Below are 16,634 nucleotides of genomic sequence, written 5' to 3'. Positions count from 1 at the left end.
GGCATTACTCCATGAAGCCTTGCAGCTTGAGTTCGATGGAGCGCGGGTTCTCGCCCTCGGCAATGGAAAGCAGACCTTCGAGCAGCATTTCCCGGTAACGGGCCTGACGATGGGCAATGTTCTTGAGCTTGTTGGCCACCGGCAAAAGGATCAGGTTGGCAATCGCGACGCCATAGATGGTTGCCACGAAAGCCACGGCGATACCGCTGCCCAACTGGCTTGGATCAGCCAGGTTGCCCATCACATGGATCAGGCCCATGACCGCGCCGATGATTCCCACGGTCGGCGCATAGCCGCCCATGCTTTCAAATACCTTGGCAGCATGGATATCGCGAGTTTCCTGGGTAATGAAGTCCACTTCCAGAATGCTGCGAATCGCTTCAGGCTCTGCCCCGTCCACCAGCAATTGCAGGCCTTTGCGGGCATAGTTGTCGGGTTCGGTGTCAGCAACCGACTCCAGCCCCAGCAGACCTTCCTTGCGGGCTGTCAGGCTCCAGGCAATGACACGGTCGATGCCGCCCGCCAGATCGATGCGTGGCGGGAACAGAATCCAGCCCACGATCTGCATGGCGCGCTTGAAAGAGCTCATCGGCGACTGCAACAGCGAAGCACCCAGAGTACCGCCCAGCACGATCAAGGCTGCCGGACCGTTGACCAGGGCACTCAGGTGTCCACCTTCGAGAAAGTTACCGCCGATGATCGCAACGAACGCCAGGATAAGACCGATAAGACTCAATACATCCATCAGATACAGGCCTCGACCAGATGCCTGCCGATATCGTCCAGGCTGTAGATCGCATCTGCCAGATCGGCTTTGACAATCGCCATTGGCATGCCGTAGATCACGCAGCTCGCCTCATCCTGCGCCCAGATGCTGCTGCCGCCCTGCTTGAGCAGGCGGGCACCTTCACGGCCATCGGCACCCATGCCGGTCAACACTACGGCCAGCACCTTGTCACCATAGGACTTGGCAGCCGAACCGAACGTGATGTCCACGCAGGGTTTGTAATTGAGGCGTTCGTCACCCGGCAGGATTTTCACCGTGCCGCGGCCATCCACCATCATCTGCTTGCCACCGGGCGCCAGTAACGCCAGACCCGGACGCAGGATGTCGCCATCCTCGGCTTCCTTGACGCTGATGTTGCACAGCTTGTCCAGACGCTCGGCAAAAGCCTTGGTAAACGCTGCCGGCATATGCTGAATCAAGACCAGCGGTGCCGGAAAATTGGCAGGCAATTGAGTCAGGACTCGCTGCAACGCAACCGGGCCACCGGTAGACGTACCAATTGCTACCAGCTTGTAGGCTTTGCGCTTGGGCGCGCCCGAATGAGCATGCGGCGCAGGCGCGTGATGAGCTGGCGCATGGGCGGCCGGAGCCGCGGCAGTGCGCGATGGCACGGTGCGGGCGGCAGGCGCAGGAGCACGGCCCGGCGCAGCGGCCGGAGCCGGCGCTGCCGCAGCAGGTGCCGCTGGCGCACTTACACCACTGAAACGACGATTGCTGCGCGCGATGCTGTTGATCTTCTCGCACAGCAGTTGCTTGACCTTCGTCGGGTTACGCGAAATGTCTTCGAAATTCTTGGGCAGGAAGTCCACCGCACCGGCGTCCAGGGCATCCAGCGTAACGCGGGCACCTTCATGGGTCAGTGAAGAGAACATCAGGACCGGGGTCGGGATGCGCTGCATGATGTGTCGAACCGACGTAATGCCATCCATCATCGGCATTTCGTAGTCCATGGTGATCACATCAGGCTTTAGCGCCAGAGCCTGTTCGATTGCTTCCTTGCCATTTGTCGCCGTACCGACGACCTGGATGTTGGGGTCCGAAGAAAGAATTTCCGATACGCGGCGGCGGAAGAAACCGGAATCATCCACCACCAGGACCTTGACTGCCATAAACACTCCAATAGGCGCAGCAGGCAGCATGTGCTGCCCGCTACCCCAGAATCAAATACGCCGTGCGGCGTAACGCTTGAGCATGCTCGGTACATCCAGAATCAAGGCGATGCGACCGTCACCGGTGATGGTGGCGCCCGACATGCCTGGCGTACCTTGCAACATCTTGCCCAGCGGTTTGATAACCACTTCTTCCTGACCGACCAGTTGATCGACCACAAAGCCGATACGCTGGGTGCCAACCGAAAGGATCACCACATGGCCTTCATGCTGTTCTTCGTAAGCGGCAGAGCTGATCAGCCAGCGCTTGAGGTAGAACAGTGGCAAGGCCTTGTCACGCACGATCACGACTTCCTGACCATCGACGACGTTGGTAGTCGACAGGTCCAGGTGGAAGATTTCGTTGACGTTGACCAACGGGAAGGCAAAGGCCTGGTTGCCCAGCATCACCATCAGGGTCGGCATGATTGCCAGGGTCAAAGGCACCTTGATGACAATCTTGGAGCCCTGGCCCTTGGTGGAGTAGATGTTGATCGTACCGTTGAGCTGGGCAATCTTGGTTTTCACCACGTCCATGCCCACACCGCGTCCGGAGATATCGGAAATCTCGGATTTGGTCGAAAAACCTGGAGCGAAGATCAGGTTGTAGCAATCGGTGTCGCTCAGGCGGTCGGCAGCATCCTTGTCCATCACGCCACGCTTCACAGCGATGCCGCGCAGAACGTTAGGGTCCATCCCCTTGCCGTCGTCGGAGATCGACAACAGGATATGGTCACCTTCCTGTTCGGCCGAAAGAATCACACGACCGCCACGGGACTTGCCTGAGGCTTCGCGTTCTTCGGGAGTTTCGATACCGTGGTCGACCGCGTTGCGCACCAAGTGGACCAACGGGTCGGCAAGCGCCTCTACGAGGTTCTTGTCCAGGTCGGTTTCTTCACCAACCAGCTCCAGGTTGATCTCTTTCTTGAGCTGACGCGCCAGATCGCGAACCAGTCGCGGGAAGCGACCGAAGACTTTCTTGATCGGCTGCATGCGGGTTTTCATCACCGCAGTCTGCAAGTCGGCAGTCACCACATCCAGGTTCGACACAGCCTTGGACATGGCTTCATCGCCACTGTTGAGACCCAGGCGAACCAGACGGTTACGCACCAGCACCAGTTCGCCGACCATGTTCATGATCTCGTCCAGGCGCGCGGTATCGACCCGTACGGTGGTTTCCGCTTCGGACGCCACAGGCTTTTCGGACGCACCGCCAGCAGCAGGTGCGCGTGCCGGGGCAGGAGCCGGAGCAGCAGGCGCGGCCGGTTTGGCAGCAGGTGCGGGAGCGGGAGCGGGAGCCGGCTTGGCTGCCGCAGCAGGTGGTGGCGGAGGCGCAGCGGCTGCCGCCACATTACCGGCAACGGCTTGAGGCTCGAACTTGCCCTTGCCGTGCAGTTCATCGAGCAGGCTCTCGAACTCGGTATCGGTGATTTCATCGGAGGCCGCCGCAGCAGGAGCTGCCGCAGCCTTGGCAGGTGCAGCCGTTGCAGCAACCGGAGCCGCAGCGACACCGCCATCGAAGGAACCCTTGCCATGCAATTGATCGAGCAAGGCTTCAAATTCGTCGTCGGTAATTTCATCGCTGGCAGGTGCAGCGCCACTGGCCGGGGCAGCCGCTACTGGAGCGGGTGCAGGCGCAGCAACGGCATCAGGCGCAAACTGGCCCTTGCCATGCAACTGATCGAGCAGCGACTCGAATTCCTGATCGGTGATTTCATCGCTGGCCGCAGGAGCTGCCGCAGCTGCAGCAGGCGCTGCATCAGCCTTGGCCGCGCTCATGGTGTCGAGCAGGTGCTCGAACTCGGCGTCAGTGATGTCATCGCTTGCAGCTGGCTCGACGGGAGCCGCCTCGACCACAGGAGGTGGTGGAGGTGGAGCCTCCTCGGCCTGCTGAGCCGACTGTGGCTCTGCAAGACGCGACAGCGCAGCCAGCAGTTCTGGAGTCGCAGGCGTAAGGTCGGTCCGCTCGCGCACCTGACCGAACATGCTGTTGACTGTATCCAGAGCTTCAAGGACCACGTCCATCAATTCGGCGTCAACGCGGCGCTCACCCTTGCGAAGGATGTCGAACACGTTTTCGGCGATGTGGCAGCACTCCACCAGCTCATGGAGCTGGAGGAAGCCGGCGCCCCCTTTTACAGTGTGAAAACCGCGAAAAATTGCATTGAGCAGATCCGCATCATCTGGTCGGCTTTCCAGCTCGACCAACTGTTCAGACAACTGCTCCAGAATTTCGCCGGCCTCTACCAGAAAATCCTGAAGGATCTCTTCATCGGCGCCGAAGCTCATTGGGGTGCTCCCTAAAATTAACCGTCAACAGACCTAGAAGCCAAGGCTCGATAGCAGATCGTCTACATCATCCTGTCCGGATACGACGTCTTCACGTTTATCGGCATGAATCTGCGGACCTTCACCCTGCGTGATATGTTTTTTAGGATCTTTTTCAGCAAGGATCGCTTTTTCGTCATGTTCGATGCCCGCAAAGCGGTCGACATGACTGGCCATGAGGACCAGTTTGAGCAGATTGCTTTCGACTTCAGTGACCAGCTGCGTAACGCGCTTGATCACCTGACCGGTAAGATCCTGATAATCCTGGGCCAGCAGAATGTCATTGAGATGGCTGGCAACGGTATGAGCTTCGGATTCGGTACGGGACAGGAAACCGTCGACACGCTTGGCCAGATCACGAAACTCTTCGGCACCGATTTCCCGACGCATGAAACGCCCCCAGTCCGCGCTCAGCGACTTGGCATCTTCGCTCAGCCCGTTCATCAGCGGCGTGCTCTGCTCTACCAGGTCCATCGTGCGGTTGGCCGCATTCTCGGTCAGTCGTACAACATACGACAGACGATCGGCGGCATCAGTGATCTGCGACACTTCTTCGGCTTGCGGCATGTTCGGGTCAATATGAAAATTGACGATCGCACTATGCAGTTCGCGAGTCAGCTTGCCGACTTCCTGATACAGGCCACGGTCACGAGCCTGGTTGAGCTCATGGATCAATTGCACGGCATCACCGAAGCGGCCTTTTTCAAGGCTGGCAACCAGTTCCTGCGCGTGTTTCTTCAGGGTTGACTCGAAGTCACCCAGTGAATCGTTGTTGTCCATAGCGCCCTCGCGGCATGCATCAGCTGTTGACGCGTTCAAAGATCTTTTCGATCTTCTCTTGCAGCACTTGGGCCGTGAACGGTTTCACGACGTAACCGTTCACACCAGCCTGGGCAGCTTCAATGATCTGCTCACGCTTGGCTTCAGCGGTCACCATCAGTACCGGGAGACTTTTGAGACGCTCATCCTGACGCACCTGACGCAACAGATCGATACCGGTCATGCCAGGCATGTTCCAGTCAGTCACCAGAAAGTCAAAGGAACCGCTTTGAAGCATCGGCAAGGCAGTGATGCCGTCGTCCGCTTCGGATGTGTTGGTGAACCCCAGGTCACGCAACAGATTTTTTATGATCCGCCGCATCGTTGAGAAGTCATCAACGATGAGGATTTTCATGTTCTTGTCCAATTCGACCTCCAAGCAGTCTTTAACGCATTCAGCACCTGAACACGCTGTTCACTCAATACTGGCACAGCACACCCCCGGCTGTACGAAAACGACGACGGGCTTGGCAAAACAACAAAACAGAAACCTGAACCAGCAGGCCATAGGCTCTGTCCGAACAGGCTCCTGCCTTGTCTATCCTGATACCACGTAACGCTCTGCACAGCCGGCTTGCGACAACCTGAGACTCTTGCAAGTCACAAATCGCCCATCAACGCGCTCGCCACTCCCCCAAACGCCCTCGCAAACGAGCTGCGCACTGGCTGTGTAACTGGCTGACCCGCGACTCGCTGACCCCAAGCACCTCACCGATTTCCTTGAGGTTCAGCTCTTCGTCATAGTACAGCGCCAATACCAGCCGCTCACGCTCCGGCAAGTTGGCGATTGCATCTGCCAGCGCTGCCTGGAAACGCTCATCTTCCAGGTCACGCGACGGTTCGAGCGAGCCGCTTGCGCCGTCCTCATGCAACCCTTCATGGTCGCCGTCCTGCAAAAGGTCGTCGAAGCTGAAGAGACGGCTGCCTAAGGTATCATTCAAAATCCCATAATAATCATCGAGACTTAACTGGAGTTCGGCAGCAACCTCATGATCTTTAGCGTCACGACCGGTTTTTGCTTCAATTGCGCGAATTGCGTCACTCACCATGCGCGTATTGCGATGCACCGAACGTGGCGCCCAGTCACCCTTGCGCACTTCATCGAGCATGGCACCGCGGATACGAATCCCGGCATAAGTCTCGAAACTCGCACCCTTGGTGGAGTCGTACTTGGTAGAAACTTCCAGCAAGCCGATCATGCCGGCCTGGATCAGATCTTCAACCTGCACACTGGCAGGCAGACGCGCCAGCAAGTGGTAGGCAATACGCTTGACCAACGGCGCGTAACGCTCGATGAGTTCGTACTGCGAATTCCTGGAAGCCTTGCTGTACATTTGAAAGCCGCTCGCTGTCATTGAACAGGCCCCGCACTGGTCTGGTGAACAAGTCGTTCGACGAAGAACTCCAGATGACCACGCGGGTTGGCCGGCAACGGCCAGGTATCAACCTTCTGGGCAATGGCCTTGAAAGCCAGTGCGCATTTGGAGCGTGGAAACGCCTCGTAAACAGCGCGCTGCTTCTGAACCGCCTTGCGAACACACTCGTCGTAAGGAACGGCACCGACATATTGCAGAGCCACATCAAGGAAGCGATCAGTCACTTTCGTCAGTTTGGCGAACAGATTGCGCCCTTCCTGTGGGCTCTGGGCCATATTGGCCAGAACGCGAAAACGGTTCATGCCGTAGTCGCGGTTAAGCAGCTTGATAAGCGCGTAGGCGTCGGTAATCGAGGTAGGCTCATCGCAGACCACCAGCAATACTTCCTGCGCTGCGCGCACGAAGCTGACAACCGACTCGCCGATACCGGCAGCGGTGTCGATCACCAGCACATCGAGGTTGTCGCCAATCTCGCTGAACGCCTGGATAAGACCGGCATGCTGGGCTGCTGAAAGATGGACCATGCTCTGGGTGCCGGACGCCGCAGGCACGATGCGCACACCGCCCGGCCCCTGCAACAGGACATCGCGCAGGTCGCAACGGCCCTCGATGACGTCAGCCAGCGTGCGCTTGGGCGTGAGGCCCAGCAGAACATCGACATTGGCCAGACCAAGGTCGGCATCGAGCAGCATGACGCGCCGGCCGAGTTCGGCCAGGGCCAGTGAAAGGTTCACTGACACGTTAGTCTTACCGACGCCACCTTTGCCACCGGTCACTGCGATAACCTGTACGGGATGCATGCTGCCCATGTTATTTCTTTACCTTGTCTTGCGTAGACCGAAACCACATTACGGGCTGCACGTTCGCGAACGAACAATGCCTGGCAGACCATTGATGCAGGGACATTCCAGTAATATCCATCAGTTACCCCACTCTCTTGCCAGGGGTGTGATAGAGGTCGGCAAACATATCGGCCATCGCTTCCTCGCTCGGCTCATCCTGCATTTGCACGCTGACTGCGCGGCTCACCAACTGGTGGCGACGCGGCAGGTGCAAGTCATCAGGAATACGTGGTCCATCCGTCAAATAAGCCACAGGTAATTCATGGCCAATCGCAAGGCTCAACACTTCTCCGAGGCTTGCGGTTTCATCAAGCTTGGTCAGGATGCAACCTGCCAAACCACAACGCTTGTAACTGTGATAGGCCGCAGTCAGTACCTGCTTCTGGCTGGTTGTCGCCAGCACCAGGTAGTTGCGGGCACGTATGCCACGTCCGGCGAGGCTTTCCAGCTGCATGCGCAAGGCCGGATCACTGGCCTGCAGGCCGGCGGTATCGATCAGCACCACGCGCTTGCGCAGCAGCGGCTCCAGCGCCTGGGCCAATGACTGGCCCGGATCGACGTGGGTAACCGGAACATTGAGGATGCGCCCCAGAGTCTTGAGCTGCTCCTGGGCACCGATACGGAAACTGTCCATGCTGACCAGCGCGATATTCTGCGGGCCGTACTTGAGAACATAACGAGCCGCCAGCTTGGCGAGGGTCGTGGTCTTGCCCATGCCGGCAGGGCCGACCATGGCGATCACGCCACCTTCTTCGAGCGGTTCGACGTCAGGCACGGCAATCATTCGTGCCAGGTGAGCCAGCAACATGCGCCAGGCCTGACGTGGCTCGTCGATTTCCGGGATCATCGCCAGCAGGTCACGCGACAGCGGGCCGGACAGACCGACGCGCTGCAGACGACGCCACAGGCTGGCCTGCTGCGGACGGCTGCCTTGCAGTTGATTCCAGGCCAGGGAGCCGAGCTGGACTTCCAGCAGCTCGCGCAGACCATTCAATTCGTGACGCATGGAGTCGTAGGCGCGCTGACCGACTGCCGGCTCTACAGCGGGTGCTGGTGCCTGGGCAAACGGGCGCGGCGGCTCTTCGAGCGTCGGTTCGATATGTTTATCGAGGGCGTTGAGCGGCATGCCGGAGAACAGCTGGCGATTGATCGAAGCATCACTGTCACCGCGGTTGTCCAGTTCGGCCTGAGCGGAAACGATGCGCGACTGAGTCTTGCGCAGTTCGTCCTCAAGCTCCATGTTCGGCACACGAGGCGCCAACGCGGACAGCTTGTAGTCCAGAGCGGCAGTCAGCTCGACACCACCGGCGATGCGGCGATTGCCAATGATGGCTGCCTCGGCGCCCAGCTCATCGCGAACCAACTTCATGGCTTGACGCATATCGGCGGCGAAAAAACGCTTAACTTGCATGACTCACTACCTCAGCCGTTAGGCCCGACAGTCGCTACGATGGTGACTTGCTTATTGTCAGGAATTTCCTGATACGCCAGAACATGCATGTTCGGTACAGCCAATCGTCCAAATCGTGACAGCATGGCCCGGATGGGGCCCGCTACCAACAGAATTACCGGCGACCCTTGCATCTCCTGACGCTGGGCGGCCTCAATCAACGAACGCTGAAGCTTTTCAGCCATGCTCGGTTCAAGAAGAACGCCTTCTTCCTGACCCTGACCAGCCTTCTGCAAACTATTGAGCAATATTTGTTCCAACCTTGGCTCCAGTGTGATCACAGGCAGCTCCGGCTCAATCCCTACAATGCTTTGCACGATTGCGCGGCTCAAACCGACCCGCACGGCCGCCACCAAAGCGGCGGTATCTTGACTCTTGCCAGCGTTGTTCGCGATGGCTTCGGCAATGCTGCGGATATCACGCACAGGTACGTGTTCAGCCAGCAGCGCCTGCAACACATTGAGCAACGCCGACAGCGAAAGAACGCCAGGCACCAGCTCTTCAGCGAGTTTGGGTGAGCTTTTGGCCAGCAATTGCATCAATTGCTGCACTTCTTCGTGCCCGATCAGCTCGTGGGAGTGCTTGTAGAGAATCTGGTTGAGGTGCGTTGCCACCACAGTACTGGCATCCACCACCGTGTAACCCAGTGACTGAGCCTGGCTGCGCTGGCTGATTTCGATCCAGACCGCCTCAAGACCGAATGCCGGATCTCTGGCAGTAATGCCGTTGAGCGTGCCAAACACCTGACCCGGGTTGATCGCCAGTTCGCGATCAGGATAAATCTCGGCTTCGGCCAGAATTACGCCCATGAGCGTCAAACGATAGGCGCTGGGCGCCAGATCCAGGTTGTCGCGAATGTGTACGGTCGGCATCAGGAAGCCCAGTTCCTGAGAGAGCTTCTTGCGCACACCCTTGATACGCGCCAGCAGTTGACCACCCTGGTTGCGATCCACCAGCGGAATCAGGCGATACCCGACTTCCAGACCGATGATGTCGATAGGGGTCACATCATCCCAGCCAAGCTCCTTGGAGTCCTGAACGCGGGTTGGCGACGGCAGCAGTTCCTGCTGGCGCTGAACCTCAGCCAAGGCCTCGACCTTTGCCATGTTCTGCTTCTTCCACAGCCAGTAGGCTGCACCGCCCGCCACCAGACCCAGGCTGATGAAGGAGAAGTGCGGCATGCCCGGCACCAGACCCATGACAATCATGATCGCTGCCGATACGGCCAGGGCCTTGTGAGAGGTGAACATCTGGCGATTGATCATCTTGCCCATTTCTTCCGAACCGGAAGCACGGGTCACCATGATCGCCGCAGCAGTGGACAACAGCAGTGATGGCAATTGCGCCACCAAACCGTCACCGATGGTCAACAGCGTGTACACACGCCCCGCATCGGCAAAAGTCATGTTGTGCTGGAAGATACCCACCAGCATGCCGCCGATAAGGTTGATGAACAGAATCAGCAGACCCGCAATCGCATCACCGCGCACGAATTTGCTGGCACCGTCCATGGAGCCGTAGAACTCGGCTTCCTGGGCCACTTCGGCACGACGGCGCTTGGCTTCTGGCTGATCGATCAGACCGGCGTTGAGGTCGGCGTCGATTGCCATCTGCTTGCCCGGCATCGCATCGAGGGTGAACCGCGCACTGACTTCGGAGATACGCCCGGCACCCTTGGTGATTACCACGAAGTTGATGATCATCAGGATCGCGAACACCACGATACCAACCACGTAGTTACCACCGATGACCACTTCACCGAAGGCCTGGATCACCTTGCCCGCAGCAGCATGACCATCCTGACCATGGAGCATGACCACACGGGTGGACGCCACGTTCAGTGCCAGACGCAGCAATGTGGCGACCAGCAGAATGGTCGGGAAAACCGAGAAATCCAGTGGTCGCAAGGCGTAGACGCAGACCAGCAGAACGACGATGGACAATGCAATGTTGAACGTGAAGAACACGTCCAGCAGGAAAGGCGGTATGGGCAACATCATCATTGCCATCATGACCAGCAACAACAGCGGGACGCCCAGTTGCCCACGACCAAAGCCGGCAAGGTTGCTACGTGCGCTACTGATTATCTGAGAGCGATCCACTGTTCTTTACCTGCGCACTAAATCAAAACTTTGACGCCCAAGGCGACCTGAATCGACCTATTGCAAAAAGCCGTCCAACTTTAGCAGCGAGTAGCCAGTACAAAGCTGCAAGCTGATGACAACTTGTTGTCCTGCTTGGAGATATGGGGCTTTCGCGAATGAATTCGCTCCTACAGAGAATCAATCTGCAGATGTCATTCGCGAATGAATTTGCGCCTACGCAGGTGTGAACTTTCGCGATCAGGCGTCGCGTTGCAGATCCGGCGGAATAGGCAGAACACCCAGCGGATCGGGGCGCTTGCCTCGGCCAGAGTGGTACTGGCGGATCTGATAGACATAGGCCAACACCTGGGCCACGGCCAGGTAAAGCCCGGCCGGGATCTCCTGCTCAAGCTCGGTGCTGTAGTAGATAGAGCGAGCCAGGGCGGCCGACTCCAGGATCAGAATCTGGTTGTGGGCGCCGATTTCGCGAATCTTCATGGCGACAAGATCGGCACCCTTGGCCAGCAGCATCGGCGCCCCGCCCTTCTCGGGATCGTACTTGAGCGCCACGGCAAAGTGAGTCGGGTTGGTGATGATGACATCGGCTTCGGGAATCGCCGCCATCATCCGGCGATGGGACATCTCGCGCTGCAACTGGCGAATGCGCTGCTTGACCTCAGGGCTACCTTCGCTGTTCTTGTGCTCGTCACGCACTTCCTGCTTGGTCATCAACAGCTTCTTGTGCGCCTCATACAACTGGAAGGGCACATCGGCCGCCGCAATGAAAAACAATCCGCACGCCATCCAGAAGCTGCTCCACCCCACCACCAGCAGGCTGTGGATGATGGCCTGTTCCAACGGCTCATGGGCAATGGAGACCAGATCGTTACGCTCCTTGCTGAGCACCACCAGCGCCACCGCCAGAATGATCAAAAATTTGGCGAAAGACTTGAGCAACTCCACCAATGCATGAGGCGAAAACATGCGCTTGAGCCCGGAAGCCGGGTTCATGCGACTGAATTTGGGGGCCAGCGACTTGGTCGCAAACAACCAGCCACCCAGCATGATCGGCCCTACCAATGCCGCCACCAGCATGGCAATCAGAAACGGCAACACCACAATCAGCGCATGCTCACCGGAGCTGAGCAGCAGCTTGCCCATGTAGGTGGTGTCCATCAGGGTTTCGCGGCTGATCGTGAAGTTGTTGCGCATCAACTCCACCATCATTTGCGCAATATCACTGCCGAACATCAGCAGCCCGCCCGCCCCCATCAGCATCACGACGAGGGTGGTCAGCTCCTTGGAGCGGGCAATCTGCCCTTCGGCCCGGGAGTCCCGGACCTTTTTCTCCGTGGGGTCTTCTGTCTTGTCCTGACCATTCTCGTTCTCAGCCATTTCAGCGAGCCCTCACCATGTCACGCAAGGCCTGCAAAGCCTGAACGGCGATGGGCTGATACTGATTGAGAATGTCAGCCATGGTCATCCACAGGATGACCATGCCAAGCACCAGAGTCAGGGGAAAACCGATGGAGAAGATATTGAGCTGCGGTGCCGCACGAGTCATGACACCAAACGCGATGTTGATGATCAGCAATGCCGTAATGGCCGGCAACACCAGCCTCAGCCCTGAACTCATCACCCAGCCGAGCCCCGTGGCCAGCTCCCAGAAATTGCTGACCAGCAAACCGCTGCCCACCGGCATGGTGGTGAAACTCTCGACCAGGATCTCAAGGACTACGAGATGCCCGTTCATGGCCAGAAACAACAGCGTGACCAGCATGGTGAAGAACTGGCCAATGACCGCCGACGACACACCGTTGGTGGGGTCGACCATCGAGGCAAAGCCCATACCCATCTGGGTGGCGATGATCTGCCCTGCCACGACGAATATATGGAAGAACAACTGAAGCGAAAGCCCCATGCCTGCACCGATGAGAATCTGCTCACCAATCAACAGCAGCGCGCTGAGATCAAGGGCTTCGACCGGCGGCATGGCCGGCAGCACAGGCGCGACCACCACCGTGACCGCCACCGCAAAATACAGACGCACGCGACGCGGTACCAGGGTCGTACCAATGATCGGCATGGTCATCAGAACCGCGACGATGCGAAACAGAGGCAACATGAAGCTGGCGACCCAGGTACTGATCTGGGTGTCGGTCAGCGCAAGCAAAGGTTGCATGCAGTATTAGCCGATCAAGGTCGGAATACTGCCGTACAACGACAGGATGTATTCCATGAATATTTTCAAAAGCCAGGGACCCACGACAATCAGGGTCAAGAGCATCACGATCAGACGCGGAAGAAAACTCAAGGTCTGTTCGTTGATCTGCGTGGCCGCCTGAAACATCGCGACCAGCAGACCGCAGACAAGGCTCGGCACCACCAGAATCGCAACCAGCACAGTGGTCAGCCACAACGCTTCACGAAACAGATCGACTGCTACTTCTGGCGTCATCAGGCAGACTCCTCGTCAAAACGACTCATACACCACCAAAACTTCCCGCCAGCGTACCGACGATCAACGCCCAGCCATCCACCAGCACGAACAGCATGATCTTGAACGGCAAGGAAATGATCAGCGGCGACAGCATCATCATACCCATGGCCATCAGCACACTGGCGACGACCAGGTCGATGATCAGGAACGGGATAAAGATCATGAAGCCGATCTGGAAGGCCGTCTTGAGTTCGGAAATAACGAAGGCCGGGACCAGAATGGTCAAGGGTGCAGCGTCAGGCGTCTGAATATCGGTACGCTTGGACAGGCGCATGAACAGGTCCAGATCGCTGGTGCGGGTCTGGGCCAGCATGAAGTCCTTGATCGGCACCTGCGCCTTGGCCACTGCGTCCTGCGCACTGAGCGTTTCTGCCAGATAAGGCTGCAAGGCATCCTGATTCACCCGATCGAACACCGGCGCCATGATGAACATGGTCAGAAACAGCGCCATGCCGGTCAGAATCTGGTTGGACGGTGTCTGCTGCAAGCCAAGGGCCTGACGCAGGATAGAGAAGACGATGATGATCCGCGTAAAGCTGGTCATCAGCATGACGAACGCCGGGATGAAACTCAGCGCCGTCATGATCAGCAGGATTTGCAGGCTGACCGAATACTCCTGCTGACCGGCAGGATTGTTGGACAGTGTGATCGCCGGTATCGACAACGGATCGGCAGCGAACGCGACAGGTGCTGCCATCGTCAACAGCAGCAATATCAGGAAACGCAAGGCACCCATCACTTCTTGTCCTTATCCTTGCCCATCAACTCCAGAAGCCGCTGGGCGAACTCAGGGGTTGCCTGCTCGCGAACCGGAACCTGCACCGGCTCCTTGAGCACATGCAAAGGCGTGATATGCCCCGGCGTGACACCCAGCAGAATCTGCTCGTTACCCACCTGAACCAGCAACAGGCGATCACGTGTCCCGAGCGCCCGGGAGCCAAGCAGCTCGATCACCTGACCACTGTTTGGCCCAACGCTCTGGACACGACGCATGACCCAGGCCAGAACGAAAATCAGGCCGACCACTACCAGCAGACCGAGCAGCAGTTGCAACACTTGCCCGCCCATTCCGCCAGAAACCGTGTTGGCGACCTGCGGGGCGGCAGCAGCCTGAGCCACAGGCTCGGCCGCCCACGCCAGCGAAGGCAGCGTCAGCAGAACACCCAGCAAGCGCCTCACTTAGCGCAACTTCTTGATGCGTTCACTCGGACTAATGACATCCGTCAGACGAATGCCGAACTTCTCGTTGACCACCACCACCTCGCCATGAGCAATCAAGGTGCCGTTGACCAACACGTCCAGCGGCTCGCCAGCCAGACGATCCAGCTCGATCACCGAACCCTGGTTGAGCTGCAACAGGTTACGGATGTTGATATCCGTGCTGCCCACCTCCATGGAAATCGACACCGGAATATCCAGAATCACATCCAGGTTAGGGCCGTCCAGAGTGACGGGCGCATTGCTCTTGGGCACGCTGCCGAATTCTTCCATCGCCATGCGCGACGAAGAATTGCCTTCATCGGCCGCCAGCAATGCGTCGATATCAGCCTGACCTCCCTCACCGGCTTCACCCAGTGCCGCGGCCCATTCATCGGCCAACGCCTGATCTTCAGCAGACGTCATTTCGTTTTCATCAGCCATCGGTTGTCCTCAGCGGGCATTTATTCAGTTACGCAACAATTCCGGCATCGACCTGACAGATCAACGCCGCTCTATGGGTTCGATTACTTGCAGGGCAAGGTTGCCCTTGTGCGAGCCTAGCTTGACCTTGAAAGAAGGCACGCCATTGGCACGCATGACCAGCGTTTCGGGCAACTCGACCGGAATCACATCGCCAGGCTGCATGTGCAGGATGTCGCGCAGCAACAGCTGACGCTGAACGATGGTCGTGCTCAGCGGAACATTGACGTCGAGAACGTCTTCCTTGAGCGCCTTGATCCAGCGCTCGTCCTGATCGTCGAGGTCCGACTGGAAACCGGCGTCGAGCATTTCGCGGATCGGCTCGATCATCGAATACGGCATGGTCACGTGCAAATCACCGCCACCACCATCGAGTTCGATATGGAAAGTGGAAATCACTACCGCCTCGCTCGGGCCGACAATGTTGGCCATGGCCGGGTTCACTTCCGAGTTGATGTACTCGAAGTTCACTTCCATGATCGCCTGCCAGGCTTCCTTGAGGTCGATGAACGCCTGATCCAGAACGATACGCACCACGCGCAGTTCGGTCGGCGTGAATTCGCGCCCTTCGATCTTGGCGTGACGACCGTCACCACCAAAGAAGTTGTCCACCAGCTTGAACACCAGCTTGGCATCGAGGATGAACAGGGCCGTACCACGCAGCGGCTTGATCTTGGCCAGGTTGAGGCTGGTCGGCACGTACAGCGAGTGAACATACTCACCGAACTTCATGACCTGGACACCGCCCACCGCCACATCAGCCGAGCGACGCAACAGGTTGAACATGCTGATGCGGGTGTAACGGGCAAAACGTTCGTTGATCATTTCCAGGGTCGGCATCCGACCCCGCACGATCCGGTCCTGGCTGGTCAGGTCGTAACTCTTGATGCTGCCAGGCTCATTGTTACTTTCGGTCTGGACCATCCCATCGTCAACGCCATGCAGCAGCGCATCGATTTCGTCCTGGGACAGCAGGTCTTGAACGGCCATGTCAGAGTCCTACTGCAATACGAAGTTAGTGAAGAGCAACTGTTCGATCACGGTCTTGCCGAGTTCTTTCTGTGCCACTTCCTGGATGCTGGCGGTCGCTTTCTGACGCAGCATTTCCTGGCCGATTGGCGTGGCCAGCGACTCGAAAGGAATCGCAGCGAACAACATCACCAGATTGTTGCGAATGACCGGCATATGAACCTTCAAGGCCTCCATGTCCGCAGCATTGCGCGCCAGCATGGTGATGCTGACCTGCATGTAACGCTGACGACCATTGGAATTGAAGTTGACCACGAACGCCGGAGTCAGGGCTTCAAAGACTGCCACTGGCTTGACGTTGGCTGCCGCCGCTACCGCCGCCGGATCAGGCGCGCTCGCAGACTTGTGCATGATGAACCAGGTCGCGCCTACCGAGAGGCCTACAGCAAGCAATAAAGCCACGACTGCGACGATGATGAGCTTGAGTTTGCCTTTGGAAGCGGGGTCTTTAACTTCTTCGCTCTTCGCCATGCCAATAATCCGTCACTATTCAAGGGGTTCGCTGATGCGTGAGAGAGGCAGAGCAAGTGTTATGCCAGAGTTGCGAAGAGGAAGGCGGGAGCGTGAATGAATTCGTTACATATGCGGAGG

17 protein-coding genes are annotated in these 16,634 nt (G+C 58.0%); all 17 read right to left on the bottom strand.

Annotated elements, in window-relative coordinates; all coding sequences use genetic code 11:
- Positions 1-4: 4 nt before the first annotated feature.
- The 17 genes from JL015_RS10645 to fliL all read right to left on the bottom strand — a co-directional run bounded on the left by JL015_RS10645 (position 5) and on the right by fliL (position 16,514).
- Positions 5-745, bottom strand: coding sequence for a flagellar motor protein (locus JL015_RS10645; protein WP_201004690.1), 741 nt, complete (start codon positions 743-745; stop codon positions 5-7).
- Positions 745-1,896, bottom strand: a complete 1,152-nt coding sequence (locus JL015_RS10640; RefSeq protein ID WP_201018444.1) for a protein-glutamate methylesterase/protein-glutamine glutaminase — start codon at positions 1,894-1,896, stop codon at positions 745-747. The genes JL015_RS10645 and JL015_RS10640 overlap by 1 nt, the downstream gene beginning before the upstream one ends.
- A gap of 51 nt (positions 1,897-1,947) precedes the next feature.
- Positions 1,948-4,224, bottom strand: a complete 2,277-nt coding sequence (locus tag JL015_RS10635) for a chemotaxis protein CheA (RefSeq protein ID WP_201018443.1) — start codon at positions 4,222-4,224, stop codon at positions 1,948-1,950.
- 33 nt (positions 4,225-4,257) lie between these two features.
- Positions 4,258-5,043 (bottom strand): protein phosphatase CheZ, encoded by a 786-nt coding sequence (locus tag JL015_RS10630; protein WP_201004693.1) that lies wholly within the window; start codon positions 5,041-5,043, stop codon positions 4,258-4,260.
- A gap of 19 nt (positions 5,044-5,062) precedes the next feature.
- A complete protein-coding gene (locus JL015_RS10625) occupies positions 5,063-5,437 on the bottom strand; it encodes a chemotaxis response regulator CheY (RefSeq protein ID WP_183134005.1) in 375 nt (124 codons plus the stop codon).
- A 259-nt stretch (positions 5,438-5,696) separates the two neighbouring features.
- A complete protein-coding gene (gene fliA / locus JL015_RS10620; RefSeq protein ID WP_025260876.1) occupies positions 5,697-6,437 on the bottom strand; it encodes an RNA polymerase sigma factor FliA in 741 nt (246 codons plus the stop codon).
- Positions 6,434-7,267 carry a flagellar synthesis regulator FleN gene (gene fleN, locus JL015_RS10615; protein ID WP_201004694.1) on the bottom strand — a complete coding sequence of 278 codons (834 nt, stop codon included), beginning with the start codon at positions 7,265-7,267 and terminating at the stop codon, positions 6,434-6,436. Before fleN ends, fliA begins: the two co-directional genes overlap by 4 nt.
- 115 nt (positions 7,268-7,382) lie before the next feature.
- Positions 7,383-8,711, bottom strand: a complete 1,329-nt coding sequence (gene flhF / locus JL015_RS10610) for a flagellar biosynthesis protein FlhF (protein WP_201004695.1) — start codon at positions 8,709-8,711, stop codon at positions 7,383-7,385.
- Between the two features lie 11 nt (positions 8,712-8,722).
- Positions 8,723-10,852: a flagellar biosynthesis protein FlhA gene (flhA, locus tag JL015_RS10605; protein WP_201004696.1), complete on the bottom strand. Its 2,130-nt coding sequence runs from the start codon at positions 10,850-10,852 to the stop codon at positions 8,723-8,725.
- Positions 10,853-11,092: 240 nt separating this feature from the next.
- Positions 11,093-12,229 (bottom strand): flagellar biosynthesis protein FlhB, encoded by a 1,137-nt coding sequence (gene flhB / locus JL015_RS10600; protein WP_201018442.1) that lies wholly within the window; start codon positions 12,227-12,229, stop codon positions 11,093-11,095.
- Between the two features lies 1 nt (position 12,230).
- Entirely contained in the window at positions 12,231-13,016 is a 786-nt protein-coding gene (fliR, locus tag JL015_RS10595) for a flagellar biosynthetic protein FliR (protein ID WP_201018441.1), read from the bottom strand.
- Between the two features lie 6 nt (positions 13,017-13,022).
- Positions 13,023-13,292, bottom strand: a complete 270-nt coding sequence (gene fliQ / locus JL015_RS10590) for a flagellar biosynthesis protein FliQ (protein ID WP_201018440.1) — start codon at positions 13,290-13,292, stop codon at positions 13,023-13,025.
- A 25-nt stretch (positions 13,293-13,317) separates the two neighbouring features.
- Positions 13,318-14,070, bottom strand: a complete 753-nt coding sequence (fliP, locus tag JL015_RS10585) for a flagellar type III secretion system pore protein FliP (protein ID WP_201018439.1) — start codon at positions 14,068-14,070, stop codon at positions 13,318-13,320.
- A complete protein-coding gene (gene fliO, locus JL015_RS10580) occupies positions 14,070-14,513 on the bottom strand; it encodes a flagellar biosynthetic protein FliO (RefSeq protein WP_201018438.1) in 444 nt (147 codons plus the stop codon). Before fliO ends, fliP begins: the two co-directional genes overlap by 1 nt.
- The gene (fliN, locus tag JL015_RS10575) at positions 14,514-14,975 is read right to left on the bottom strand and encodes a flagellar motor switch protein FliN (protein WP_117181181.1); all 462 of its coding nucleotides are present in this window, start codon (positions 14,973-14,975) and stop codon (positions 14,514-14,516) included.
- A 60-nt stretch (positions 14,976-15,035) separates the two neighbouring features.
- Positions 15,036-16,004 carry a flagellar motor switch protein FliM gene (fliM, locus tag JL015_RS10570; protein WP_201004703.1) on the bottom strand — a complete coding sequence of 323 codons (969 nt, stop codon included), beginning with the start codon at positions 16,002-16,004 and terminating at the stop codon, positions 15,036-15,038.
- A 9-nt stretch (positions 16,005-16,013) separates the two neighbouring features.
- Complete coding sequence (gene fliL, locus JL015_RS10565) at positions 16,014-16,514, bottom strand: flagellar basal body-associated protein FliL (RefSeq protein WP_201004704.1); 501 nt, start codon at positions 16,512-16,514, stop codon at positions 16,014-16,016.
- Positions 16,515-16,634: the final 120 nt, after the last annotated feature.

The organism is Pseudomonas cichorii, from assembly GCF_015471405.1.
GTDB lineage: Bacteria > Pseudomonadota > Gammaproteobacteria > Pseudomonadales > Pseudomonadaceae > Aquipseudomonas > Aquipseudomonas serbiensis.
Note: the sequence above shows the minus strand (reverse complement) of the source record. Positions and strands in the feature narration are given on the sequence as shown.